The organism is Chromohalobacter sp. 48-RD10 (assembly GCF_029889785.1).
In the GTDB taxonomy this organism is placed as follows: domain Bacteria; phylum Pseudomonadota; class Gammaproteobacteria; order Pseudomonadales; family Halomonadaceae; genus Chromohalobacter.
Genome location: NZ_JARANX010000001.1, coordinates 99,464 through 123,850 on the forward strand (window position 1 = coordinate 99,464; position 24,387 = coordinate 123,850).

At 60.6% G+C, this 24,387-nt stretch carries 21 protein-coding genes; 6 read left to right on the forward strand and 15 right to left on the reverse strand.

What is annotated here, in order from left to right; all coding sequences use genetic code 11:
* Positions 1-68: 68 nt before the first annotated feature.
* Entirely contained in the window at positions 69-530 is a 462-nt protein-coding gene (locus OP496_RS00450; protein WP_280561345.1) for a DUF6586 family protein, read from the reverse strand.
* Positions 527-3,160 (reverse strand): type I DNA topoisomerase, encoded by a 2,634-nt coding sequence (gene topA / locus OP496_RS00455; RefSeq protein WP_280561346.1) that lies wholly within the window; start codon positions 3,158-3,160, stop codon positions 527-529. Before topA ends, OP496_RS00450 begins: the two co-directional genes overlap by 4 nt.
* A gap of 414 nt (positions 3,161-3,574) precedes the next feature.
* Here topA and pyk point away from each other — a divergent pair, with 414 nt between their 5' ends.
* Complete coding sequence (gene pyk, locus OP496_RS00460; protein ID WP_280561347.1) at positions 3,575-5,044, forward strand: pyruvate kinase; 1,470 nt, start codon at positions 3,575-3,577, stop codon at positions 5,042-5,044.
* 145 nt (positions 5,045-5,189) lie between these two features.
* On the opposite strand, the gene oadA is transcribed toward pyk, so the two are convergent.
* Together oadA and OP496_RS00470 are read right to left on the reverse strand one after the other, a co-directional pair.
* On the reverse strand, positions 5,190-7,004 hold the full coding sequence (oadA, locus tag OP496_RS00465; protein WP_280561348.1) for a sodium-extruding oxaloacetate decarboxylase subunit alpha: 1,815 nt from the start codon (positions 7,002-7,004) through the stop codon (positions 5,190-5,192).
* Positions 7,005-7,017: 13 nt separating this feature from the next.
* On the reverse strand, positions 7,018-8,433 hold the full coding sequence (locus tag OP496_RS00470; protein ID WP_280561349.1) for an acetyl-CoA carboxylase biotin carboxylase subunit: 1,416 nt from the start codon (positions 8,431-8,433) through the stop codon (positions 7,018-7,020).
* A gap of 176 nt (positions 8,434-8,609) precedes the next feature.
* Here OP496_RS00470 and OP496_RS00475 point away from each other — a divergent pair, with 176 nt between their 5' ends.
* The 3 genes from OP496_RS00475 to lipA all read left to right on the forward strand — a co-directional run bounded on the left by OP496_RS00475 (position 8,610) and on the right by lipA (position 12,014).
* Positions 8,610-9,584 carry a LysR family transcriptional regulator gene (locus tag OP496_RS00475; protein WP_280561351.1) on the forward strand — a complete coding sequence of 325 codons (975 nt, stop codon included), beginning with the start codon at positions 8,610-8,612 and terminating at the stop codon, positions 9,582-9,584.
* An 88-nt stretch (positions 9,585-9,672) separates the two neighbouring features.
* Entirely contained in the window at positions 9,673-10,695 is a 1,023-nt protein-coding gene (locus OP496_RS00480) for a zinc-binding alcohol dehydrogenase family protein (protein ID WP_280561352.1), read from the forward strand.
* Between the two features lie 266 nt (positions 10,696-10,961).
* Positions 10,962-12,014, forward strand: a complete 1,053-nt coding sequence (gene lipA / locus OP496_RS00485) for a lipoyl synthase (protein WP_280561353.1) — start codon at positions 10,962-10,964, stop codon at positions 12,012-12,014.
* Positions 12,015-12,148: 134 nt separating this feature from the next.
* Here the strand turns inward: lipA and lipB are convergent, their stop codons facing one another.
* The 11 genes from lipB to OP496_RS00540 form a co-directional block, all read right to left on the reverse strand.
* Positions 12,149-12,805: a lipoyl(octanoyl) transferase LipB gene (gene lipB / locus OP496_RS00490; RefSeq protein WP_280561355.1), complete on the reverse strand. Its 657-nt coding sequence runs from the start codon at positions 12,803-12,805 to the stop codon at positions 12,149-12,151.
* Between the two features lie 6 nt (positions 12,806-12,811).
* Complete coding sequence (locus tag OP496_RS00495; protein WP_280561356.1) at positions 12,812-13,105, reverse strand: DUF493 domain-containing protein; 294 nt, start codon at positions 13,103-13,105, stop codon at positions 12,812-12,814.
* 118 nt (positions 13,106-13,223) lie between these two features.
* Entirely contained in the window at positions 13,224-14,426 is a 1,203-nt protein-coding gene (locus tag OP496_RS00500; protein ID WP_348521290.1) for a D-alanyl-D-alanine carboxypeptidase family protein, read from the reverse strand.
* Between the two features lie 24 nt (positions 14,427-14,450).
* Positions 14,451-15,368, reverse strand: a complete 918-nt coding sequence (locus tag OP496_RS00505) for a septal ring lytic transglycosylase RlpA family protein (protein ID WP_280561357.1) — start codon at positions 15,366-15,368, stop codon at positions 14,451-14,453.
* Positions 15,365-16,396, reverse strand: a complete 1,032-nt coding sequence (gene mltB / locus OP496_RS00510; protein WP_280561358.1) for a lytic murein transglycosylase B — start codon at positions 16,394-16,396, stop codon at positions 15,365-15,367. Before mltB ends, OP496_RS00505 begins: the two co-directional genes overlap by 4 nt.
* 58 nt (positions 16,397-16,454) lie before the next feature.
* Positions 16,455-17,552: a rod shape-determining protein RodA gene (gene rodA, locus OP496_RS00515; protein ID WP_280561879.1), complete on the reverse strand. Its 1,098-nt coding sequence runs from the start codon at positions 17,550-17,552 to the stop codon at positions 16,455-16,457.
* Positions 17,553-17,586: 34 nt separating this feature from the next.
* The gene (gene mrdA / locus OP496_RS00520) at positions 17,587-19,488 is read right to left on the reverse strand and encodes a penicillin-binding protein 2 (protein ID WP_280561359.1); all 1,902 of its coding nucleotides are present in this window, start codon (positions 19,486-19,488) and stop codon (positions 17,587-17,589) included.
* A 63-nt stretch (positions 19,489-19,551) separates the two neighbouring features.
* The gene (gene rlmH / locus OP496_RS00525; RefSeq protein WP_040243747.1) at positions 19,552-20,019 is read right to left on the reverse strand and encodes a 23S rRNA (pseudouridine(1915)-N(3))-methyltransferase RlmH; all 468 of its coding nucleotides are present in this window, start codon (positions 20,017-20,019) and stop codon (positions 19,552-19,554) included.
* Entirely contained in the window at positions 20,016-20,387 is a 372-nt protein-coding gene (gene rsfS, locus OP496_RS00530; protein ID WP_280561360.1) for a ribosome silencing factor, read from the reverse strand. The genes rlmH and rsfS overlap by 4 nt, the downstream gene beginning before the upstream one ends.
* 141 nt (positions 20,388-20,528) lie before the next feature.
* On the reverse strand, positions 20,529-21,188 hold the full coding sequence (gene nadD, locus OP496_RS00535) for a nicotinate-nucleotide adenylyltransferase (protein ID WP_280561362.1): 660 nt from the start codon (positions 21,186-21,188) through the stop codon (positions 20,529-20,531).
* Positions 21,175-22,524 carry a glutamate-5-semialdehyde dehydrogenase gene (locus OP496_RS00540; protein WP_280561363.1) on the reverse strand — a complete coding sequence of 450 codons (1,350 nt, stop codon included), beginning with the start codon at positions 22,522-22,524 and terminating at the stop codon, positions 21,175-21,177. The genes nadD and OP496_RS00540 overlap by 14 nt, the downstream gene beginning before the upstream one ends.
* A 63-nt stretch (positions 22,525-22,587) precedes the next feature.
* On the opposite strand from OP496_RS00540, the gene OP496_RS00545 reads away from it, so the two are divergent.
* A complete protein-coding gene (locus OP496_RS00545) occupies positions 22,588-23,457 on the forward strand; it encodes a hypothetical protein (RefSeq protein ID WP_280561365.1) in 870 nt (289 codons plus the stop codon).
* Positions 23,450-24,385, forward strand: a complete 936-nt coding sequence (locus tag OP496_RS00550; protein ID WP_280561366.1) for a diguanylate cyclase — start codon at positions 23,450-23,452, stop codon at positions 24,383-24,385. The genes OP496_RS00545 and OP496_RS00550 overlap by 8 nt, the downstream gene beginning before the upstream one ends.
* Positions 24,386-24,387: the final 2 nt, after the last annotated feature.

The window sequence follows — 24,387 nt, forward strand, 5'->3', positions numbered from 1 at the left end:
CGACCAAGGCAAACGCCATGGTCGTTTCTTTTCGTTACTTATCAGGATACCACCGCATGCATGCGTCGTCACCACTCCTCGCTGGTCTCGCGCAGTTCGTCAAGCTGAACCTTGAACGCCGCTATACATGCATCGAGCTCCTCGGGCAAGGCCATGCCCGAGGCGCTGGCGATCATGCCCGAACCACCGGTTCGGCGACGCGACGCGCCCTCGACGTCATGCAAAGACTCGAGACGCGCTAGCAATCGATCTAACCAGCTATCTTCCCGTCGCGCCAGCTCGCGCAACTGTACGACACCCGCTAGCGCCGGGCCCTGATCGGACAACAGCTCGCGCCAATCGTGGCGCGAGAGTTGCGCATGCTCTGTCAGCTCACGCAGCGCCGCGTTGAGCGCCAGCTCCAGCATGGCCAAGGCGCCTTCTTCATGCGCCATACGCCGGGCATCGGTATGCTCGTCATCTTCCCAGGCGGTATACAATAAAAGCTGGGCATGATAAAGCAGCTGGTTAGTACGACCTCTCGGCGTCATTTGCGCTTATCCTCGATCCGCCACTTTCCGTCTTCGAACTCGGCCCGCCAGCCGCTCGCCTTGCCATCACGTTCACTCATCACGTACTGGCTTTTGGTCTTGCGCGAGAAGCGAATCTGCGCGTCACGCCCCTCGGGATCTTCCCCCGGCGCGTCGAGCAGGAAATGATACTTCTCGGGTAGCTCGTCGCGATGCGCCTTGAGCTCCTTGACCAAGGGAGGACGCGTTTCACGGTTCTTGGGAAACTGACTCGCCGCCAGAAACAGGCCGCTGGCGCCATCGCGCAAGACGTAATGATCCTCCACCTTCTGACAAGCCAGCTCGGGCATGGGGATCGGATCCATCTTGGGTGGCGCGACTTCGCCGCTCTTGAGAAGCTTGCGGGTATTCTTGCAGTTCTCGTTGGTACAGCCGAAGTACTTACCGAAACGCCCGGACTTGAGCTGCATCTCGCTACCGCACTTGTCGCACTCGATGACCGGACCGTCGTACCCTTTGATACGAAACTTGCCCTGCTCGATTTCATGCCCGCTGCAATCGGGACTATTACCGCAGATGTGCAGCTTGCGCGCCTCGTCGATCAGGTAGCTATCCATCGCCGTGCCACATTCCGGGCAACGGTGCTTGGCCCGCAAGGCCTCGGTTTCGGCCTCCTCATCGGCATCCGACGCCACGGCTTCGTCACCGGCGGTAAGATCGATGGTCGTCTTGCAACGTTCCTTGGGCGGCAGGTTATATCCCGAGCACCCCAGGAAGACACCGGTCGACGCCGTACGAATCTGCATCTTGCGGCCACAAGTGGGACAGTCGATGTCCGTCGGCACCGGCTGATTCGGCCGCATGCCTTCTTCGGCCTCGGCATGCTCGAGCTTGGCCTTGAACTCGGCGTAGAAGGCATCCAGCAGCTCACGCCATTCGCGGTTGCCGGTGGCGATCTCGTCGAGGTGGTCTTCCATGCGTGCGGTGAAGCCGTAATCCATCAGGTCGCTGAACGATTCGGCGAGACGATCGGTGACGATATCGCCCAGCTTCTCGGCATAGAAACGGCGGCTCTCGAGCTTGACGTAGCCACGATCCTGGATCGTGGAGATGATCGAGGCATAGGTGGAAGGTCGCCCGATCCCCCGCTTTTCGAGCTCCTTGACCAGGCTTGCCTCGGTATAACGCGCCGTCGGCTTGGTGAAATGCTGCTGAGGATCGAGGGCCTGCAGAGTCATCGATTGCCCTTTCTCGAGATCCGGCAGTGCCTGATCTTCCTCTTTCTTGCCCGCCGGCTTCATCACCTTCGTGTAACCGTCGAATTTGAGCACTCGACCACGCGCCTTGAGCTCGAACTCTTCGGCCTCGACGGTCAGCGTCGTCGCCAGGTATTCCGCCGGCACCATCTGGCAGGCCACGAACTGGCGCCAGATCAACTCATACAAACGCTGGGCATCGCGCTCCACTGCAAGCTCGTCACCGTTTTGCGCCACCTCGGTAGGGCGAATCGCCTCGTGCGCCTCCTGCGCCCCCTCCTTGCTGGCATAACGGTTGGGCGACTCAGGCAGATACGCCTGGCCGAAACGTTCGTCGATATACGCCCGGGCACTCTCCACCGCGTCTTGCGAGAGGTTGGTCGAGTCGGTACGCATATAGGTGATGTACCCCGCCTCGTAGAGACGCTGCGCCAGAGTCATGGTCTTCTTCACTGAAAACCCGAGACGTCCACTGGCGGCCTGCTGCAGGGTCGAGGTAATGAACGGGGCGTTCGGTTTGGAGCGTGTCGGCTTGGTCTCACGATCGGTGATCGCCAGCGCCGCCTCGCGAAGCGGCGCGATGCGCTCTAGCGTTTCCTGTTCAGAGGTGGGACGAAACGCCTGGCCTTCATGACGTGCTACCTCGAAACGAATCGGCGTCGCATCGCCCTTTTCAGCTACGAGATCGGCGTGGACATCCCAGAATTCTTCGGGAACGAAGGCGCGAATCTCACGCTCGCGCTCGACGATCAAGCGCACCGCCACCGACTGGACCCGGCCCGCCGACAGTCCCCGTGCGATCTTGCTCCACAGCAACGGCGACAGCATGAAGCCGACGACACGGTCCAGGAAACGCCGTGCCTGCTGCGCTTCGACGCGTGACAGGTCCAGCTCGCCGGGTGTCTTGAACGCCTCCTGAATGGCATTCTTGGTGATCTCATTGAAGACCACGCGACGATAGCGGGACGCATCGCCACCAATGGTTTCCTGCAGGTGCCAGGCGATGGCCTCCCCTTCACGATCCAGGTCGGTCGCGAGATAGACGGCATCGGCCTTTTCGGCGTGCTTCTTGAGCTCGGCAACGACTTTTTCCTTGCCCGGCAGTATCTCGTAGTTGGCGTCCCAGCCATGCTCAGGATCGATCCCCATGCGCCGTACCAGCTGGGTCCACTGCTTCTGCTTTTTATAGGTGGCTTTTTCATCGGGCGACATCTTGCGTGTCGCCGCCGCCTGGCGGGCTCGCTCTTTAGGATCGGTGGCGTTCTTGCCGCTGCCACTCGTCGGCAAGTCACGGATGTGCCCGACACTCGACTTCACCACGAAATCGTTGCCGAGATACTTGTTGATCGTCTTGGCCTTGGCCGGCGACTCCACGATGACCAGTGACTTGCCCATAACGCTCCGCTCGAATGGCCGACGCGCCCTAACATGGCGCCGGCAGTGATATCGTGACCGGGAACCGCCCGGCGAAAAATGCGCCTACCCTACCTTAGCGCCTCGTTGCGCGCCAGTCCGTCAAGTGCATGACTGTCTTTACGCCACTGGCTTGGAAAACACTAGACGCGACACCTGACTACCGGCAAGCACAACCCGCGCCCAAATCGACATGCTTCCCATGACCATGGCACTGGCAAGCATCTCCAGAGTCATCCAACCTAGGGGCATGTCCCGCATGCTAAAAGTGATAATCTGACGTTCACGACTTGGGGGCCATCGCACCTGTCGAGACGATGAGGCACAATGTCGTAAAATAACGACATGGCTCGCACAGAGCCGCTATTACCCTTTCATGAGGCCAAGGAGAATTCCATGCAGAATGCGTTTCACGGTCCGATGCGCCGCACCAAGATCGTCGCGACCCTGGGTCCGGCCAGCGACCGCGACGGGGTCCTCGAAGACATGATCTCCGCAGGCGTCGACGTGGTACGACTCAACTTCTCCCACGGCTCTGCGGACGACCATCGGCAGCGGCTAAAGGCGGTACGCGACGCGGCCGCACGCGTCGGACGTACCGTCGCCGCCTTGGGCGACCTGCAAGGCCCCAAGATCCGCATCGCCCGCTTCAAGGAAGGCGCCGTCACCCTCGAGCAGAACCAACCTTTCATCATCGACGTTTCCCTAGAACGCGATGCCGGCGACGCGAACCAGGTCGGCTGCGATTACGAGGACTTGGCCGCCGACGTCGCACCCGGCGATGTGCTGCTGCTAGATGACGGTCGCCTTGAGCTGCAGGTCGAGCGCGTCGATGCCCCAGCGATCCACACTACGGTCAAAGTCGGAGGCAAGCTCTCCAATAACAAGGGCATCAACAAGCAAGGCGGCGGCCTGTCCGCGGCCGCACTGACCGACAAGGACCGCGAGGACCTCAAGACCGCCATCGACATCGGTGTCGACTACCTGGCCGTGTCTTTCCCGCGGCATGGCGACGACATACGCCTGGCCCGCGACCTGCTCGGCGAAGCGGGTAGCGAGATCGGTCTTGTCGCCAAGGTCGAGCGCGCCGAAGCGGTCGCCGATGACGACACATTGAATGATATCATCCGCGCTAGCGAAGCCGTCATGGTCGCGCGTGGCGATCTGGGCGTGGAAATCGGCGATGCCCAACTGATCGGCGTGCAGAAGCGCATCATCCAGCATGCACGTAGCCTTAACAAAGTGGTGATTACCGCGACACAGATGATGGAGTCGATGATCGAGTCGCCACTACCGACCCGCGCCGAGGTCTTCGACGTCGCCAATGCAGTGCTCGATGGTACCGACGCCGTCATGCTCTCCGCCGAGACCGCTGCCGGCGACTACCCCGTGGAAACCATCAAGGCCATGGAGCGTCTCTGCCTGGGTGCCGAACGCGAGCGTGCCGCGCAGCAATCGCAGCACCGCATCCACGAAGGCTTCACCCGGGTCGATGAAACCGTGGCACTTTCGGCCATGTACGCCGCCAACCATCTCGATGGGGTCTCCGCCATCGTCTGCATGACCGCCACCGGTTATACGCCATTGATCGCCTCGCGCATTCGTTCCGGCCTGCCGATCGTCGCCTTGGCACATACCGAAATCGCGCAGCGCCGCATGGCATTGTATCGCGGGGTCGTCTCATTGCCCTTCGACACGCAAAGTCTCGCGCCCACTGAGTTCAATAACCACGCCGTCGACAATCTCGTCTCGCTGGGCATCGTCAAGCAGGGCGATCACGTCATCCTGACACGCGGCGATCATATGAATGCCCATGGCGGCACCAACACCATGAAGGTCATCCAAGTAGGCGACGAGATTGATTGATCAGCACCTTTGCCGGCGAGCTGCACATTGCTTGCCGCTTTGAAGGACCACGACGCATGCCACTTATTTGCGGCATGCGTCGATTTCACAGACCAGACTCGTAGCACCGAATCACGAGGCGCCACGGTCATGAGCGACGTTCCGATCAGGTGATCTCGATCAGCACCTCGCCTGGCGTCACGCGATCACCCTTGGCAACGTGGACCGCTTCGACGATACCCGAGACCCGTGCCTGGACTTCGGTTTCCATCTTCATCGCCTCGGTGATCAATACCGCCTGACCTTCCTCGACGCGATCGCCCTTGGCCACCAGCACATCGACGATGTTGCCGGGCATGGAGGTCGTGACGTGGCCGGGTTGCGAGGCACGCGCACGGCCCGAGGTCTCGCCGCCGACGAAGGCATCCTTGGCCTCGAAGACGACCTCTTCCGGCATGCCATCGAGCGTCAGGTACACCTGCCGCTTGCCACCGCTGTTACCGCCCACGCCGGTGATCTGCACTTCATAAGACTCGCCGTGCACGTCGATCACGAACTCGGTCGGCACGCCCTCGGTCACCGGGCGACTGGCGTCTCCCGCATCGGGCGCGGGAATCGGCTCCGAGACCAGCGTGCCATCGCACCGCCCCTGCAGGTAATCGCGCCCCAGTTCGGGGAACATGGCGTAGGTCAGCACGTCCTCCTCGCCCTCGGCCAGTTCACCGATATCCTTCTTCAGCCTTTCCATCTCGGGGTTCAACCGGTCAGCGGGACGCGCCTCTTCCATCGGGGAGTTACCGATGGCCTGACGGCGCACGTCGTCATCCACCGGCGCTGGCGGATGACCATAACCCCCCTGAAGATAGCGCTTCACCTCGTTGGTAATGGTCTTGTAGCGCTCGCCAGTGAGCACGTTCATCACCGCCTGGGTACCGACGATCTGCGAGGTCGGCGTCACCAGAGGCGGATAACCGAGATCGGCGCGCACGCAGGGAATCTCGTTGAACACGTCGCGGATCTTGGACAACGCGTTCTGTTCCTTGAGCTGATTGGCGAGGTTGGACATCATGCCACCCGGGACCTGATTGATCTGTACCGAGACATCCTCGCGGGTGAACTCGCTTTCGAAGGCGGCATACTTCTGGCGCACGCCCCGAAAATAGTCGCCGCTCTCCTTGAGCGCTTCGAGATCCAAGCCGCTGTCGTATTCGGTGCCCTGAAAGGCAGCGACCATGGCTTCCGTCGATGGGTGGCTGGTACCGCCGGCAAACGCCGAGATACAGGTATCGATATGCCGGCACCCCGCTTCCACGGCCTTGAGATGGCACAGCGGGGCCAGCCCCGAGGTGGCATGGGCATGCAGATGAACCGGCACGTCTACGGCCTCGACCAAGGCTGATACTAGCTCGCTCGTGGCATATGGCGTCAAAAGCCCCGCCATGTCCTTGATCGCAATAGAGTCGGCGCCCATATCGACCAGGCGCTTGGCTTGATCCACGTACATCGCCAGGGTGTGCACCGGGCTCACCGTGTAGCAGATGGTGCCCTGGGCATGCTTGCCACTGGCCTTGACCGCACGCATGGCGGTTTCCAGATTGCGCAGATCGTTGAGCGCATCGAAGACGCGAAACACATCGACGCCGTTATCCGCCGACTTGGCGACGAAACGCTCGACGACATCGTCGGCATAGTGACGATATCCCAGCAGATTCTGACCGCGCAGCAGCATCTGCAACGGAGTATTGGGCATCGCGTCCTTGAAGGCGCGCAGTCGCTCCCACGGGTCTTCCTTGAGAAAGCGCACGCAGGCATCGAAGGTTGCTCCGCCCCAGACTTCCAGCGAATGATAGCCGATGGCGTCCAGCTTGGCGCAGGCAGGCAGCATGTCTTCCGTGCGCAGGCGCGTGGCGATCAGCGATTGATGGCCGTCACGCAATACGACGTCGGTGATGTTGACTTGGGAAGATGATACGGCATTCATGATGGGTATCTCCTTATAAACCGGCGTGGGCGGCGATGGCGGCGGCAATTGCCAGAGCGACTTCCTCGGGATTGCGCTTGACCGAATAATTGAGCAGTTCGGGGTGGCTGGGCACGAAGCCGGTATCGAAGTGCCCGCTGCGGAAATCGGGGTGACGGAGAATTTCCTGGTAGTAAGGCGCAGTCGTCTTGACCCCCTGAAGGCGCATATCGTTTAGGGCACGAATCCCACGATCGAGGGTTTCCTCCCAGCTCATGCCCCATACGATCAGCTTCAAGCACATGGAGTCGAAATACGGTGGAATGGTATAGCCGGTATAGATCGCGGTGTCGGTGCGCACTCCTGGCCCACCCGGCGCGTAGTAACGCGTGATACGTCCGAAGGAAGGCAGGAAGTCATTCTTGGGATCTTCGGCGTTGACGCGAAACTGAATAGCATAGCCGTGGTGGCGAATGTCCTCCTGTCGATAGGCGAGCTTCAGCCCCGCGGCGATGCGCAATTGCTCGCGTACGATATCCACCCCGGTAATCGCTTCGGAGATGGTGTGCTCGACCTGCACGCGCGTATTCATCTCCATGAAGTAGACCTCGTTACCCTTGACGAGGAACTCCACGGTGCCCGCGTTTTCGTAACCCACGGCGCTCGCCGCACGTACGGCCATTTCGCCGACGTAGGCACGTTGCTCGGGCGTTAGCTGAGGGCTCGGCGCGATTTCGATGAGCTTCTGGTTACGGCGCTGGATGGAACAGTCGCGTTCGAAGAGATGGATCACGTTGCCAATGCTGTCGGCGAGAATCTGCACCTCGATGTGATGCGGCTCAACGACGCATTTCTCCATGAACACATCGGCGCTGCCGAACGCCTTGGTCGCTTCGGAGATCACGCGCTCCCAGGCCTGCTCGAGTTGCGCCGGCGTATCACAACGGCGAATGCCGCGCCCACCACCGCCCGAGGTCGCCTTGAGCATCACTGGGTAGCCGATGGTCTCGGCCAGCGACAAAGCTTCTTCACAGGTGTCGAGATTGTTTTCCGAGCCCGGCGTGACGGGAACGCCAGCGTCGCGCATCGCCGTACGTGCCGCCGTCTTGTCTCCCATCCGCGCGATCACCTCGGCGCTGGGTCCGACGAAAGCAATGCCAGCATCCTCGCAGATGCGTGCAAAATCGTCATTTTCCGAGAGAAAGCCGTAGCCGGGGTGAATTGCGTCACAGCCGGTCTCTCGAGCCAGGTCGACGATACGCCGCAGATCGAGATATCCCGCCAGCGGGTCTTCGCCGACGAAATGCGCCTCATCGGCGCGCTTGACATGCAGCGCGAAGCGATCGGGCTCGGTGTAGATCGCCACCGAGCGGATGCCCATCTCAGCGCAGGCGCGTACAATGCGTACAGCAATTTCGCCACGATTGGCGATGAGAAGTTTCTTGAACACCGTCTGCCCTCCGGTTGTGGACGTCGCGTTGACATAGCGTGTCATCGTGGCGCCCTTTGGGTCGCTGAGTGCTTGTCATTATCGTACTCTCACGCTACCCACCGAAGGATCAATAGAAAAATTGATATTTTTTTGCCAAGCTATAAACAATAGCTTATGACAACGCCGGGGGCGTCATGTCACGACCCAATCTGCTCAATCGTCTGACCTTTCGCCAGTTGCAGGTTTTCCAGGCCGTGCACCGGCAGCAGTCCTATTCGCGTGCGGCCGAACAACTGGGCCTCACACAGCCCGCCGTCAGCGCACAGATCCGCCAACTCGAGCAAGCGCTCGAGCAGCCACTCTTCAAGTACGCGGGCAAGACGCTGCATGTGCTGCCGGCCGCCGATGCGCTGGCCGCCTCAGTACAGTCGATCTTCGGTCAGGTTTCGAGCTTACAGATGGAACTTTCCGAATTGGCAGGGACCATACGCGGCGAGCTCAATCTCGCCGCCGTCAGCACCGCGCAGTATGTCGTGCCGCACATCCTGGCCCGCTTTCGCGCCCGCTACCCGGAGGTACAGGTCCGCCTGCGTGTCTGCAATCGCGGCCAGGCGCTGGAGCGTCTTGCCGAGCGGCGCGACGACCTGGTGATCATGGGCATGGTGCCCGAGGATGCCAATCTCGCCTTCATGCCGATCCTCGACAACGAGATGATTCCCGTGGTGTGGCCCGGGCATCCGCTGTTGACGGACGACGCGCCCACACTCGAGGATTTCACGCGCTATTACGTCCTGATGCGCGAGCCCGGCTCAGGGACACGCACCGCGTTCGAGGATTTCGCCGCCCGTGAGCGGGTATCGCTGCGCCATACCCTAGAACTTGGCACCAACGAGGCGATCAAGCAGGGTGTCATGGCGCATCTCGGGGTCGCCGTGCTGCCGCGCCTGGCGGTCCAGCTCGAGCTCGCTTCGGGTCTGCTGGCGTCACCGACGCTACCCGGTTTCCCACTGCGTCGGTCCTGGTGCACCGTACACCCCAAGGATCGCTACCCTACGCCCGTGACCGAGCTTTTCCTGCGCTTCGTCCGTGAACTGTTGCCCGAGCTGAATGCGCACTTCAAGGCGCCACTGGCGCCCGCGCCTGGCCCCAGCTTCGCCTGCACGCCCTGAATCAGCCGCGCTTGACTTGACTCCGATCTAGACGGTCCTCATTTAATAGGCAGTGCCATCACGTTTCGCCTTTTATAGGGAGTCAATCATGCAAGTAGTCGCCACCACCGGTCAGCCTCAAGCAGCGCCCCTGGACGCTTTCGAGCGCCACGAACGCGAGATGCCCACCCCCGGCGAACGGGATCTTCTCGTGCGCGTCGAGGCGATATCGGTCAATCCGGTGGATACCAAGATTCGCCAGGGCGCGTTCCTGCCCAGCGACCAGCACAACGTCCTCGGCTGGGATGCCGTGGGCCGAGTGGAACGTGTCGGTGCCAGCGTCGAGCACTTCGCCCCAGGAGATCGCGTGTACTATGCCGGCGAAGTCGAGCGCCCCGGCTGCAACGCCGAATACCAGCTGGTCGATGCGCGCCTTACCGCCAAGGCACCGAGCAAATTAAGCGCAGAAGAAGCGGCCGCCATGCCGTTGACGGCACTCACCGCCTGGGAAGCCCTTTTCGACAAGCTCAAGCTCTCGCAAGGCGACGATACGCACCGCGACCAGACCCTGCTGATCATCAACGGCGCCGGTGGCGTCGGCTCGATCGCGACGCAAATGGCTCGCCAACTCACTGGCATCAAGGTCATCGCCACGGCGTCGCGCGATACGTCCATCGAGTGGTGCCGACGCATGGGTGCGCATGAGGTCGTCGATCACCACGATCTCGTGTCGAACATGCAACATGCCGGTCACGAGCAGGTCGATTACATCTTCAATTGCCACGATATCGGCGACCACTGGGAGAACATGACCACGCTCATGCGCCCCTTGGGCCACATCGTGGCCATCGCCGAGACCCAGAAGAACGTCGACCTCAACGCCCTGCAAGGCAAGGCAGTGACGTTCAGTTGGGAATTCATGTTCGCGCGGCCGCTGCATGGGGCCGATATCGCCCATCAGGGGCAGATCCTGGCGACGCTGGCCAAGCGTTTCGACGCCGGTCATCTGCGCAGCACGCTCAGTGATATCGTCGGCCCATTGACCCCGGCCAATCTCGGGGAGGCCCATCGCCGCCTCGAAACCGGCCATACCACGGGCAAGCTGATATTGAGTGCCATGCCCGAGGCGTGACATTCAGCACTGACTCGCCCCTGCGCAATACGACACGCTCGGCATTGGCCGGGCGTGGTATCGCGTGCGGCCAGGCGTCGTCCTTGGCACTGACGCGCCATTGACAGCCTGTCCAGCACTACGCCTTTTGTGGTATGCTGAAGACATCAATTCACGCATCATCAGACGTGCCAGGCCCCCCCGGAAACGTCGACCGACGCCCTTCCCCTCCTTCTGTGGTAGCGTCGCCTCGGCGCCGTCGGCCGGCTTGCAGAGAGGCTCACGCTATGAGCGACACTCCTACCCACCGCATCACCAGCGGCAAGAAATACCGCAACGACCAAGGCATCGCCGCCATCAAGGATGGCATGAAATCACGCGAGCAATCCGCAGGCGATGGCGTCGGCGGCCGCAAGCCCTCATGGCTACGCGTCCAGATGCCCGGCGGCGAACGCTTCGAGGCGGTCAAGCGCAACGTGAAGGAGCACCGGCTCAGCACCGTCTGTGCCGAGTCTCACTGTCCGAACATGGGCGAGTGCTGGAGTAACGGCACTGCCACCATCATGCTGATGGGATCGGTATGTACCCGAGCCTGTCGCTTCTGCGCCGTCGACACCGGCAACCCGCGTGGCTGGCTGGACTCCGAGGAACCGGCGAACACCGCCGAGTCGGTGGAGCTGATGGGGCTGCGTTACGTGGTACTGACCTCGGTTGACCGCGACGACCTATCCGACGCTGGCGCTGGCCACTACGCCGACTGCATTCGCGCGATCAAGGCGCGTACGCCCCAGGTGGCAGTGGAAGCGCTGACCCCGGACTTCGATGGCATCCCCAGTGCCGTCGAGCGCGTGGTGGATTCCGGCCTAGAGGTATTCGCCCAGAACGTCGAGACCGTGGAGCGCCTGACCGGGCGCGTGCGCGACCCGCGTGCCGGTTATCGCAAGACCCTCGACGTGCTGGCGCATGCCAAGCGTCACCGCCCTGAGGTGATCACCAAGACCAGCATCATGCTGGGCCTCGGCGAAACCGAAGAAGAGATCCTCGAGACCTTCGACGATCTTCGCGCTATCGGTGTCGATATCGTGACACTGGGTCAATACCTGCAACCGACCCACAACCACCTGCCGGTGGAACGCTGGGTAACGCCCGACGAATTCGAACACTACCGCCAGCAGGGCCTGGCAAAAGGCTTCATGGAAGTGCCGTCAGGGCCGTTGGTACGCTCCAGCTATCGCGCCGACAGAGTGTTCGAGAAGAACAATCTGGGGTTGGCGGCACCCGCTGAGGTGCCCGGCCAATCGCCCGATCCCGACCGCATCGCAGCCGTCAACGTCAGCTAGACACGACGCTTTCCAGGCCCAGGCCTTGGAAAACCATGAAAATGGCCCGCCGTGGACTCAGTCCACGGCGGGCCATTTTCATGGAGACGCGTCGTTCAATCTTGAAGGACGGCGACACGCTCAGGCACTGGCTGTCAGGCGTGCTCGTTGGTAGCCGGCACCAGCGTTCGTTCCAGCGTTCGTGCCAGACGCTCGGCCAGCTCGACGGCGACCGTATCGCTATCCGGACAGGCGTCAATCAAATCGGCAAGCCGCGTCATGGTCATGCCGGCATAACCACAGGGATTGATGCGCTGGAAGGGGGCTAAGTCGCCATCGACGTTGAGCGCAATGCCATGAAAGCTGGCACCGCGCCGAATACGCAAGCCTAGCGAGGCAATCTTGGCCTCGCCGACATAGACACCCGGCGCGTCAGGGCGCGCATGCGCCTCCACGCCATACGCGGCCAGCAACGCGATCGCCGTGTTCTCGAGCGCCGATACCAGCTCCCGTACGCCCAGCTTGGCACGACGTACGTCGATCAGTGGATAAAGCACGACCTGGCCCGGTCCATGATACGTCACCTGCCCGCCACGATCCGTGACAACGACCGGAATATCGCCGGGCATTAGCAGGTGTTCGGGCTTTCCAGCCTGCCCCTGCGTGAACACTGGCTCGTGCTCCACTAGCCATAATTGATCAGGCGTTGTGGCATCACGTTCATCGGTGAGCTTGCGCATGGCCTGCCACACCGGTTCATAGGCACGACGCCCCAGGCGGTGCAACTGCACCGGCGAACATTCGTCGCTCATCGCCACCTACAGCACCATATGCACACGGCCCGTCGCCTTCAGCGAATGGAACAGTGCATTGAGCTGGTCTTGTCCAGTGGCGTGAATCACTACACGCACGGATTGAAAGCGGCTATTGCGGCTATCGACCATGCGCACGCTACGACGATCAAAACCAGGCGCGTGTTGCTCGACGATGTCGACCACGGTGACCTTGAAGTCCGGTTCCGCGTCACCGACGATCTTGATGGGATATTGACAGGGAAACTCGATCTTGGGCGCATCTTGTGCACCCTGCTCGGTGGGTGAAGTCTTTTGCATGGAGAACGGCCTCACATGGGCTCTGCATGATATTTCCGAGTATTCTACTCAACCTTATCATATCGACCAAGGGCGAAGCCTTCGCAACGCTTCGCCCTCAAAACCGAACTACAGTGAATCAGTCGAAGAATCCATACATGAATTGCAGTACGCTATCCCAGACTCGCTTGAAAAAACCACCTTCGGAGACTGATTCCAACGCTACCAGAGGCCGCTTATCGAGTACTTCCCCGTTGAGCTTGATCTTCAATGTGCCGAGCTGCTCTCCCTTCTCGATCGGCGCATCGATGGTTTTCTTGATGTCGAGCTGGGCGTTCAATTCGTCGCTATGACCACGCGGCATGGTCAAATACACGTCGTTGGCCACGCCCAGACGCAGCTCGTCCTTTTCGCCTCCCCAGATACGCGGCTTATTGAGCACAGCGCCACTTTCGTAGAGACGCTGTGTCTCGAAGAAGCGGAACCCGTAGCTCAACAGCTTCTGGGTCTCTTGCGCCCGCGCCTCGTCGGAATCGGTCCCCATCACCACGGCCACAAGGCGTGTGTCGTCCTTCTTGGCAGATGCCACCAGGCAGTAACCCGCTGCCTTGGTATGCCCTGTCTTCAAACCATCGACATTGGGATCGCGCCATAACAGGCGGTTACGGTTGGGCTGCCGAATATCGTTCCAGGTGAAGTACTTCTCTGCATAGACCTCGTAGTGGTCGGGATAGTCCTCGATGATGTGCTGCGCAATGACCGCCAGATCGTGGGCCGAAGAATAGTGGTCATCATGCGGCAAGCCGGTGGGGTTCATGAAATGCGTATGCTGGAGGTTCATACGCGAGGCCTGCTGATTCATGAGATCGGCGAAGGCGTCTTCACTGCCCGCGATATGCTCCGACAGAGCAACGCTGGCATCGTTGCCCGACTGAATCACGACCCCTCTGAGCAAGTTGTCGACGCTTACCTTGTTTCCCGGGTTGAGAAACATCCGCGAGCCGCCAGTGCGCCACGCATTCTCGCTAATCGTTACCTTGTCGTCGGCATCGATATTCTCGGCATCGATTTCACGCTCGACGATATAGGCGGTCATCATCTTGGTCAGGCTGGCCGGCGGCAGCTCCTTGTCGGCATTGTGCTCGACCAGGATCTTGCCACTATCGGCATCCATCAAAACCCAGGAAGACGCTGCCAGATTCGGCGCCGACGGCACCATAGACGACGGCACCGGCGAGGGCTCGGGGGGATCCTCGGCTTGCGCCATAGGGATGAGACCACCGACACCTAGCGTGACCAATAAAACAATGCGTAACAATGACGATCGGGCGAACACTCTCATGACAACTTTTCTCGCTAAGCGGGGTTACTCGGTAGCGGAAACGACGAACGACTGGTCAAAACCCGCCGCTTGCAATTCCGCTTTGATGGAATCGATATGCGACGCATCATGCACAGGCCCTACCTGAACACGATACAAGGACGCCTCTTCCCTTACGCGTACCGGACGCGATACTTGTCCTTGCAAGCGCTTTTCCAGCGCCTTGGCCCTGGCCGCGGAACTCAGTGCCGCGACCTGAACATATTGTCCCGTGCCACCCTGGCGCTCAGTGACACGATCTTGCCGGGGCGCCTCGGCGGTCGAGGCGTCATCCACTGCCCCCTGCATCGACTCTCGAGCCGATACGCCCGAGGACGCCTTGGCCACATCCTCTGGGGAAGCTGACTCGGTGGAACGCTCATGCTGCTCGGCCCATTGCTCGGGGTCAATGGCCTCCACACGCACATGCCCCGTTCCGTGTCCCAGGATATCCAGGCGTGCTGCGGCGGCATAAGACAGATCGATCAGCCGATCGCCATGAAACGGGCCACGATCGTTGACGCGCACGATGACACTGCGCCGATTGTCGAGGTTGGTCACGCGGACATAAGTCGGCAGTGGTAGCGTGCGATGTGCCGCCGACATCTTGTACATGTCGTAGGTTTCCCCGCTCGCGGTATCGTAGCCCTGGAACTTGGTGCCATACCAGGACGCATCGCCTTCTTCTACATAGCCGCTGGGATCCGACAGCACATGATAGGTCTCGCCCCATACCTCATATGTGGAACGATTACCGCTCTTGGCAAGTGGCTCGTCCTTGGGCACCGCATCGGGAACATCCGACACATCGGGCGGCGCGTCCGGATAAGCATCGTTTTGCTGCGCATAACGACCGCCGCCGTCACTGGCGCATCCTGCCACCAACAGCATCAACAGACATACAAGTACACCGCCGACTCTCATGCATCATCCTTGTCGAGCGCTGTCTGGATACCTGCCGCGAGCTCTGTGACAGCCATCGCATATAGATAACTGTGGTTATAACGCGTGATCACATAGAAGTTTTCATGTCCCAGCGCGTAGCGGTAATTCCCCGACTCGAGTGCCAAGGAGAGCGGAATGACACGTGACGCGTCGAGCTCATCACGCGGATGAATACCGACATCGGCAAGAGTCGCCAATTTCACGTAAGGCTCACGCGTGCGGTTGAAATCGATCGCTTGCGGAGGCTTCTCGGGGCCATCGACGGGCGTCACGACTGGCCCCCCTCGGCGCCACCCATGCTCGGCGAAGTAGTTGCCCACGCTGCCGATCGCATCCACGGGATCGTCCCACAAATCGCGCCGCCCATCGTCATCGAAATCGACGGCATAGGCGCGGTAACTGGTCGGAATGAATTGTGGGTAGCCCATGGCACCGGCATAGGAGCCTTTAGGGGCTTCCGGCGAAATCCCCTGATCCAGGGTGATTTCGAGAAACGCCGCCAATTCGCCACGAAAGAAGTCGCCGCGTGAAGAGTGATGAAAAGCCAGCGTAGCGAGCGAATCGAGCACACGATGACGCCCTTTGTGCTGGCCATAGCGTGTCTCGACACCGATGATCGCAGCAATATAGGCGGGCGGCACACCGTATTCGCGTTTGGCTCGCGCGAAAGCGTCACGGTGCTCGCGAATGAACGCAACGCCTTCTTGAATACGCTTGGGTTGCACGAAGATGTCGCGATATTCATGCCAACTCAGGCGACGCTCCGCCGCCCCCTGCATGGCGTCCAGCACTTCCTGGCGAAACTGGGCGTGGTGCAATGCCTGAGTCACGTCATCGCGAGAAATCCCGTCCCCCGATACGTCCTCAACCCACTCGCGGATATCAGCGTGTGAGGCAGGATCGAATTCCTCGGCCGCATGCGACGACGGACACAGGGCCAACCCAAACAGCAACAACGCTGCCGGGGAGAACCCTCGCCAATGGGACCGCACACTACTCCACTTCATCAGGCTCTGACTCCTTGGCCCAGGGGCTGTCGTCGCATCCTTTCCGCGTCTCGCCCTACTAGCGAGGCAACAACCGGCGATGGGTATGAACGGACATGAGGATACCGAAACCGACCAGCAAGGTCACGCTGGACGTGCCGCCAAAACTGACCAGTGGAAGCGGCACACCAACGACGGGCAAAATGCCGCTGACCATGCCGATATTGACGAAGACATAAATGAAGAATGTCAGCACGATGCTGCCCCCGATCAGACGCCCAAAAGTATCCTGGGCGGTATTGGCGAGAAACAACCCGCGCCCTACGATGAGCACGTAGAGGGCCAGGAAGACCAGCATCCCGATCAATCCCAATTCCTCTCCCAGCACAGCACCGATGAAGTCAGTATGACGTTCGGGAAGAAATTCCAACTGAGACTGAGTCCCCAAGCCCCACCCCTTGCCGAAGACGCCCCCACTACCGATGGCCGTTTTCGACTGGATGATATTCCAGCCCGACCCCAGCGGATCGCTTTCGGGGTTGAGAAAGGTCAGTACGCGCTGGCGTTGATATTCATGCATATTGAACCAGAGCAATGGCAAGGCAGATGCAAGCAGCACCGCCAGCAAGCCGATTACTCGCCATGACAAGCCCGCGAGAAAGATAACCAAAACCGCCGCACAGGCCACCAGCAATGACGTCCCCAGGTCGGGCTGGCGCATGATCATCATTACCGGCACGCCGATGATCAAGGCACAGATCAGCAGGTCGCGTATGCTCGGTGGTAGCGATCTCTTGTAGAGGTACGCCGCCACCATCATGGGTACCGCCAGCTTCATCAACTCCGAGGGCTGAAAGCGAATCACCCCGGGAATCTCGAGCCAGCGCTGCGCCCCCATGCCGATATCCCCCATGATCTCGACGGCAAGAAGCATCGCGATTCCCAGGCAGTAAGCCAGTGGCGTCCAGCGATACAAGGTACCCGGAGAAAACTGGGCGATCACGAACATAGCGAGCAATGCCACACCAAAACGTGACGCCTGCCCCAGCGCGACGGCGAGACTCATGCCACTGGCACTGTACAAGACGACCAACCCTGCCCCCATTAGACTCAGCAGCAGCAAAAGCAGCCAAGGGTCGAGATGAAGGCCTGACCAGAAGGAGCGCTTACGCCCCATGCCCTCCGACGGTGCCCGACTGAAGCGACGCCATTCAAGTCCCTTCAACTTCGACGTCCTCCTTGATGAGTTCTTCGGCTTGATGGGTGTTCTCGTCATCGGACAGAAGCCATTCATCTGCCAGGGCGCGGGCCAGACCTGCAGCATGCGAACTACCGCCCCCTGCGTTTTCGACGATCACCGCGATGGCTATCTGCGGATCGTCCACTGGCGCGAACGCCGTGAACAAGGCGTGATCACGCAAGCGTTCCTTGAGCTCGTCGGCGTCGTATTTCTGATCCTGCCCCAAGGAAAACACCTGTGCTGTGCCCGACTTGCCCGCCATTTCATACTGCAGCCCCTGGCCGATGTGGCGCGCCGTCCCCTCGCGGCCGCTGACGACTTTCTGCATGCCGTTGAAAACGTCATCCCACCAGACATCCTTGTCGAGCTTCACGTCGGGCTTGGTATTCTTGAAAGGCGGTTCGACCGAAGCCTCACCGACGCGCTTGGCCAAATGTGGACGCACCCAGTTCCCACGGTTGGCCAGCGTTGCCTCGGCCGTTGCGAGCTGCAACGGCGTGACCATCCAGTAGCCTTGTCCAATGCCTGCCGAGAGCGTTTCGCCGGGATACCACGCTTCTCCATACTTTTCGCGTTTCCACTCACGTGAAGGCACGGTGCCCGATGAAGCACCTTGCACATCCAACGAGGTGACTTCCCCAAACCCGAACTTGTGCATGAAGCTGGATAAGTCATCGATGCCAAGGCGATGCGCCATGGTGTAGAAATAGGTGTTGTTGGAAACGGCAAGAGCGCGCTCCAGATCGACACGCCCATGTCCCCAGCGCAACCAGTTGCGGTAATGACGCGTCCCATTAGGCAGTTTGTAATACCCCGGGTCATAGATAACTTCCTCGGGCGTTACAACCCTGTTTTGTAGCGCCGCCAAGGCTTCGAAGGGCTTGATGGTAGAGCCGATCGGGTAATGGCCATGTGCGGCCCGGTTAAACAACGGCAGGTCCGGATCCTGCTGCAGCGACTGATAGTCCTTGTAGGAGATCCCGGTCACGAACTCGTTGGAATCGAATCCTGGAGCGGAGACCATCGCTAGAATGTCACCGGTCTGGGGTTGAATCGCGACGATGGAGCCGCGCTGCCCATCCAGTAAATCGTACGCCATCTGTTGCAGCTGCGTGTCGATGGTCAGCGTCAAGTCCTTGCCCGGTTCTGGCGGTGTACGCTCGAGCTCGCGTAGCACACGCCCCCGGGCATTGGTTTCCACCTTACGCAGGCCAGCCTGCCCATGTAGCGCTTTTTCGTACTGCTTCTCGATACCGGTCTTGCCGATATAATGCGTGCCCGCATAGTTGCCGCTGTCAAGCGAGGCCAGCTCTTGGTCGTTGATTCGCCCTACATAGCCCAGCACATGCGACATGATCTTGGGGTCGGGATAGTGACGCAGCCACTGTGCTTCGACCTCGACCCCTGGAAGGCGGTAACGATTGACGGCTAACCGCGCGATTTGCCGCTCGTTGAGATCGCTCATCAACAGTGCCGGTTGATAGGGTCTTTGACGCTGACGCGACCGTTTACGAAACGCTTCAACCTGCGTTTCGTCCAGCCCCAGGATATCGACCAATCGATCAAGAGTGGCATCAATATCCTTGACCCGCTCGCGGACGATGGTCAAATTGTAGGTTGGGCGGTTTTCAGCCACCAATTTCCCTTGGCGGTCGTAGATGAGCCCACGCGTCGGTGGCAACGGTTCGACGCGCACACGGTTCTTCTCGGAACGCGTGGTAAAGACATCATGCTCGACAACCTGAAGATAGAAAAGACGAGCGCCCAGCCCTCCAGCCATCAACAATACGAGCAATGCCGCCAGTAGCGAGCGGGCCCGGAATACCCGGACTTCTCGAGCGGTATCCTTGATTGGGTCGCGTCGTTTACGCATGGGTCCCCGATAACAGGCGGGAAGGTGGAAGGTAGCCGCTGAGCAGGTGCCGAGCCCCGTTGCTCATCGGTGATAGGGATGACCCGCCAGCAAGGTCCAGGCGCGATACAACTGCTCGGCCAGCAGAATACGTACCAGTGGATGAGGCAACGTCAATGCCGAAAGCGACCAGCGTTGCTCGGCCCGCGCCAACAGACGTGAGTCGAGACCGTCCGGCCCGCCCACCAGGCACGCCACATCGCGACCGTCCTGCCGCCATTGCTCGGCGTTGGCGGCCAATCGTTCGGTACTCCAACTTCGTCCCTCGACATCCAATGCGATGACACGCTCCTGGTCACGCAGCTTCGCCAGCATGGCATCGCCTTCGCCCTGAATCGCACGGGCCACATCGGCGTTCTTTCCCCGCTTGCCGGGCGCAATCTCGACGATATCCACGCTGAAATCACGCGGCAGTCGCTTGAGGTATTCGTCAACGCCTTGCGTGACCCAGTCGGGCATGCGAGTCCCCACGGCGAGCACACGCAGCTTCATCCACGCACCTCGCCAAGGGCCCCCACAACGGATACCCCATCGCTGGGCAGATCCGACCACAAGCGCTCAAGATCGTACAGCTGGCGGGTCTCGGGCAGCATGATGTGGACCACGAGATCGCCCAGATCGACCAGAACCCAATCGCTTCCCTGTTGCCCTTCGACACCCAAGGGGCGGCATCCTGCTTCCTTGACTTTCTCCACCACGCTCTCGGCCAGGGCACTGATGTGTCGGCTCGAGGTCCCGCTAGCGACGACCATGGTGTCGGTGACGCTGGTCAGCGAGGCAACGTCGAGTTCGGCAACATCACGTGCCTTGAGTTCCTCGAGCGTGTCCATTACCAGCGTTTTGAGTGCTTCAGTCTGCATAGCTCCTCGTTCATATGTCATACCCCTTTAGGCAAGGCCCGCATTCTACCGCGCTGACACCAAACCGCCAGGGGCAAGGTTAAAAAGGCCTTCGGGTGGCACCACCACGCGCCGGGCTCCTTTCATTGATTGATGACGACATCATCGTCGATAAAGACGACGCGCCAGGAGATAGCGTTCCACAGCATCGGGCAGCAAGTAGCGCACGCTTTCACCGCGCTGCAATCGCTCTCGAATCGCCGTGGCCGAAATCGCCATGCGCGTGGGTAAGCTCAAATGCAGCACTCCCCCCGCAGGCGACTGCATCAGCGTATCGACACTCGTCACTTCACGGCCTTCGATCAGCGTCTCGAGCGCCGTCGGAAGCGGCTTTTGGTGATCGGGGCGATCGACGACGACGACATGCGCGAGCTCGAACAGACTCGTCGGCTCATGCCATTCGGCCAAGTGCAGATAGGCGTCGTACCCCAGCGCCATGACCAGGCGCGCCTGCGGGCCCAGTTCTTCTCGCAAGGACGCCAGGGTCGCGGTGGAATAGGAAGGTCCCTCGCGGCGGATCTCACGGTCATCCACGTAAAGGCCCGGCGTGTCAGCGATGCCCAACGCCAGCATGGTCGCGCGCTGCTCGGCGTCGACCCCGGGAGAGGCACGATGCGGCGGCACTCGCGCCGGGACCATATGAACGCGATCGAGCAACAAGGCTTCGCGCAGCTCGATGGCGCTACGCAGGTGCCCCACGTGCACGGGATCGAAGGTACCGCCCAGCATCGCGACACACGGCGGAGCCTCAGCTGCGCACATGGCCATCGCCGTATACAATGTATTTCTCGCTGGTGAGGCCTTCCAGGCCGACGGGCCCACGCGCATGCAGCTTGTCTGTGGAAATGCCGATTTCCGCCCCTAGCCCATATTCGAAGCCGTCGGCGAAGCGAGTCGAGGCATTGACCATGACCGAGCTGGAGTCGACCTCGGTCAGAAAGCGCCGTGCGTCGGTCAGATTTTCGCTGACGATGGCATCGGTATGGTGCGAGCCATAAGTATTGATGTGCGTAATCGCCTCTTCCAACGTATCGACCACGCGAATGGCCACGATCGGCGCAAGGTATTCGCTATACCAGTCATCCTCGGTCACGGCGACAGCGTCCGCCACCCAGGCCCGCGTCCGCTCGCACGCACGCATCTCGACACCCTTGCGGCGATAGATGTCAGCCAATTCGAGCAGTACCCGGGGCGCCGCCTCGGTGTGGACCAGCAGCGTTTCCATGGCATTGCAGGGCGAATAACGCTGGGTCTTGGCGTTGTCGGCAATGGCCACCGCCTTGGCCGGATCGGCGGCCTGGTCGACATACACATGACAGATGCCATCGAGATGCTTGATCACTGGCACGCGCGCGTCTCTCGAAATGCGTTCGATCAGTCCCTTCCCGCCGCGCGGCACGATGACATCGACGAACTCCGGCATGGCGATCAATGTGCCGACCGCTGCACGGTCGGTCGTCGCCACGACTTGCACGCAGGCCTCGTCGAGGTCTGCCGCCTTGAGCCCTTGTCGGATACAAGCCGCAATGGCGCGGTTGGAATGGATCGCCTCGGAGCCGCCGCGCAAGATCGTGGCATTGCCTGATTTCAAGCACAGGCTGGCGGCGTCCACGGTCACGTTGGGACGCGATTCGTAGACGATGCCCACCACGCCCAGCGCGACGCGCATCTTGCCCACCTGAAGTCCCGAAGGGAGATAGCGCATGTCACGAATCTCACCGATTGGGTCGGACAAGGCAGCCACTTGCCGCAAGCCTTCGATCATCGTGTCGATACGCGCCGGCGTCAGCGCCAGACGATCCAGCAGTGCCTCGGCGAGGCCGTTGTCGCGTCCCGCCTCTAGATCACGACGATTGGCGGTTTCCAATGTCTCGCGCGCCTCGTCCAGGGCACTCGCCATGGCGAGTAGCGCGCAGTTCTTTTGCGCGGTAGTCGCGCGGGCCAGAACGCGTGACGCACCACGCGCCCGTTCGCCCATCGCATGCATGTAAGCATCGACGTCGGCGATCTCGGACTCGGAAGTTTCAAGGGCCATTCGGGCAATTTTCTCCTGGGTATCCGCCGGGAAGCATATGATAATCGGTGCTTTCCGAAGCATGATGGCAGAGGCACAACGGCTATACTGCCGGCACCGTTGGGAAAGGAATCACTATACGGCACCATGCAGAGCAAATACAAAACACCTCTAACCGGGCTTTTCCTGCTGGGCACGGGACTGGTGACCATCACCGCCTGGCGGGAAGACGATCCGATCACGCAAGGCCTGCTCATCGCTGCCATTATAGGGTTGACGACGCTTGCGTGGCGTCACTTATCGCGCCGCGCCTGGACATGGACGGTCCCGTTGTGTGCCTTGCTCTTGCTGGCGCTACTCTGGCATGCGCCGATGACGTACGCCATCGGCGTATGGCTGTGGCCGATCATGCTGCTCGCACCGCAACCTCGGCCCATGCGCTACGCACTCCTGGTGACCGCCACACTCGGCTGGTGGCACATTCAAGCCCCCCTGGGTGTGGCACAAACCGCCTTGAGCGGCGCGCTGCTTACCGCCCTCATGGCATTGGGGTTTGCCAAAGCCATCGAACACAACCGCCTACGCCTGGAACTGGAACGCCGACACCGCCTGACGCCGGAGAACTCGCTCTGGTCACTCCATCGTCTACGTCAGGACTTGAACGTCGAATGGTCGCGGCGCCAGCGCGAAAACGTCTACGCGGAGCTGCTGGTAGTGCGTCCGCGGCAACGCGGCCACAATGCGCGACGGCGTCTCAAGGAGCGCCTGGCCGCTCTTATCTACGTCTTCGAAGGATGTTACCACGTGGATACACAGACCTTTGCGGTACTCCTGATTTCAAAGGACGAGCATCACGCTGCCTTACGTCGTGACGCGATCTCGACCGAGCTTCAGGAGCACTGCCGTATACGCATCGCGCCCGTCGCCCCCCATCTCGATCCCGTCAAGCTGGGCCATGAACTCTCGGTGCAAGACAGCGGCCTGCATGTTCGACAGGAGACAACCGACCATGCCTGAACGTCTCTCGTCGTCACGCCTGCACGCCGTGGCGTATGCCTGCGGGGCGCTCGTGCTCGCTAGCCTCGCAATCTGGCACTATCTAATGGGCCATTACCCGCGCATTCTGCCGGCCACCATCCTGGCGCTCATGGTGTCCGCTGCTGCCCTGATGTCAGAAAAAGCTTACGCTCGCCGGCTACCTGTCTATCTGGTGCTGATCAGCGGCTATCTGGCAATTGCCGTGGAAGCGCCTTACCTCGAGGCGTCCGGCGCACTCTGGATGGGAATCCCCCCGATACTCGCCACGCTGCTATTACCACCTGGTGCCGCGCTACTCCTCAACGTGTTACTAGCGCCCATGTGGCTGTTCCTGGTCACCCCTGTGCTATCGATGCCCACGGGTGGTCTGCAGTACTTCACGCTGGTCATCATCTCGATACTGCCTCTCGGGTGGTACATGCAACAGGCCCGCCTGCTCAAGACCACCGACCAGCTCGATACGCAAAGCGGTATGCTATCGCGCGACGACCTCAGCGAACGACTTATCGCTGAGGTCGCCCGCGCCCGCATATTGAACCAATCGCTGAGTGCACTAGTCATTCATTTACCTCAGCTCGACATGGCCAACGAGCAGTTCGGCCAAACGGCACAAGACACGCTATTGACGACCTTCTGTGAGGTGGTACAACGCAACTCTCGACGTGGTGATGCCATGGGCCGGCATCGCCATAGCGTCTTTTGGCTGCTGCTTGCCGACACGGGAGAGGCCGGCGCCCTCATCGTCCGTGAGCGCTTGACGCATGCGCTCGGGGAAACGCCGCTCCCCGAAATCGGTACCCTCGAGGCCCAAGCTCGTATTTGCCGCCTGGCGGATGACGAATACGCCGAACGTTTCGAGCAACGGCTGATCAAGGGTGGACTCAACTTGCTGGAGCCCGATACTTGAAC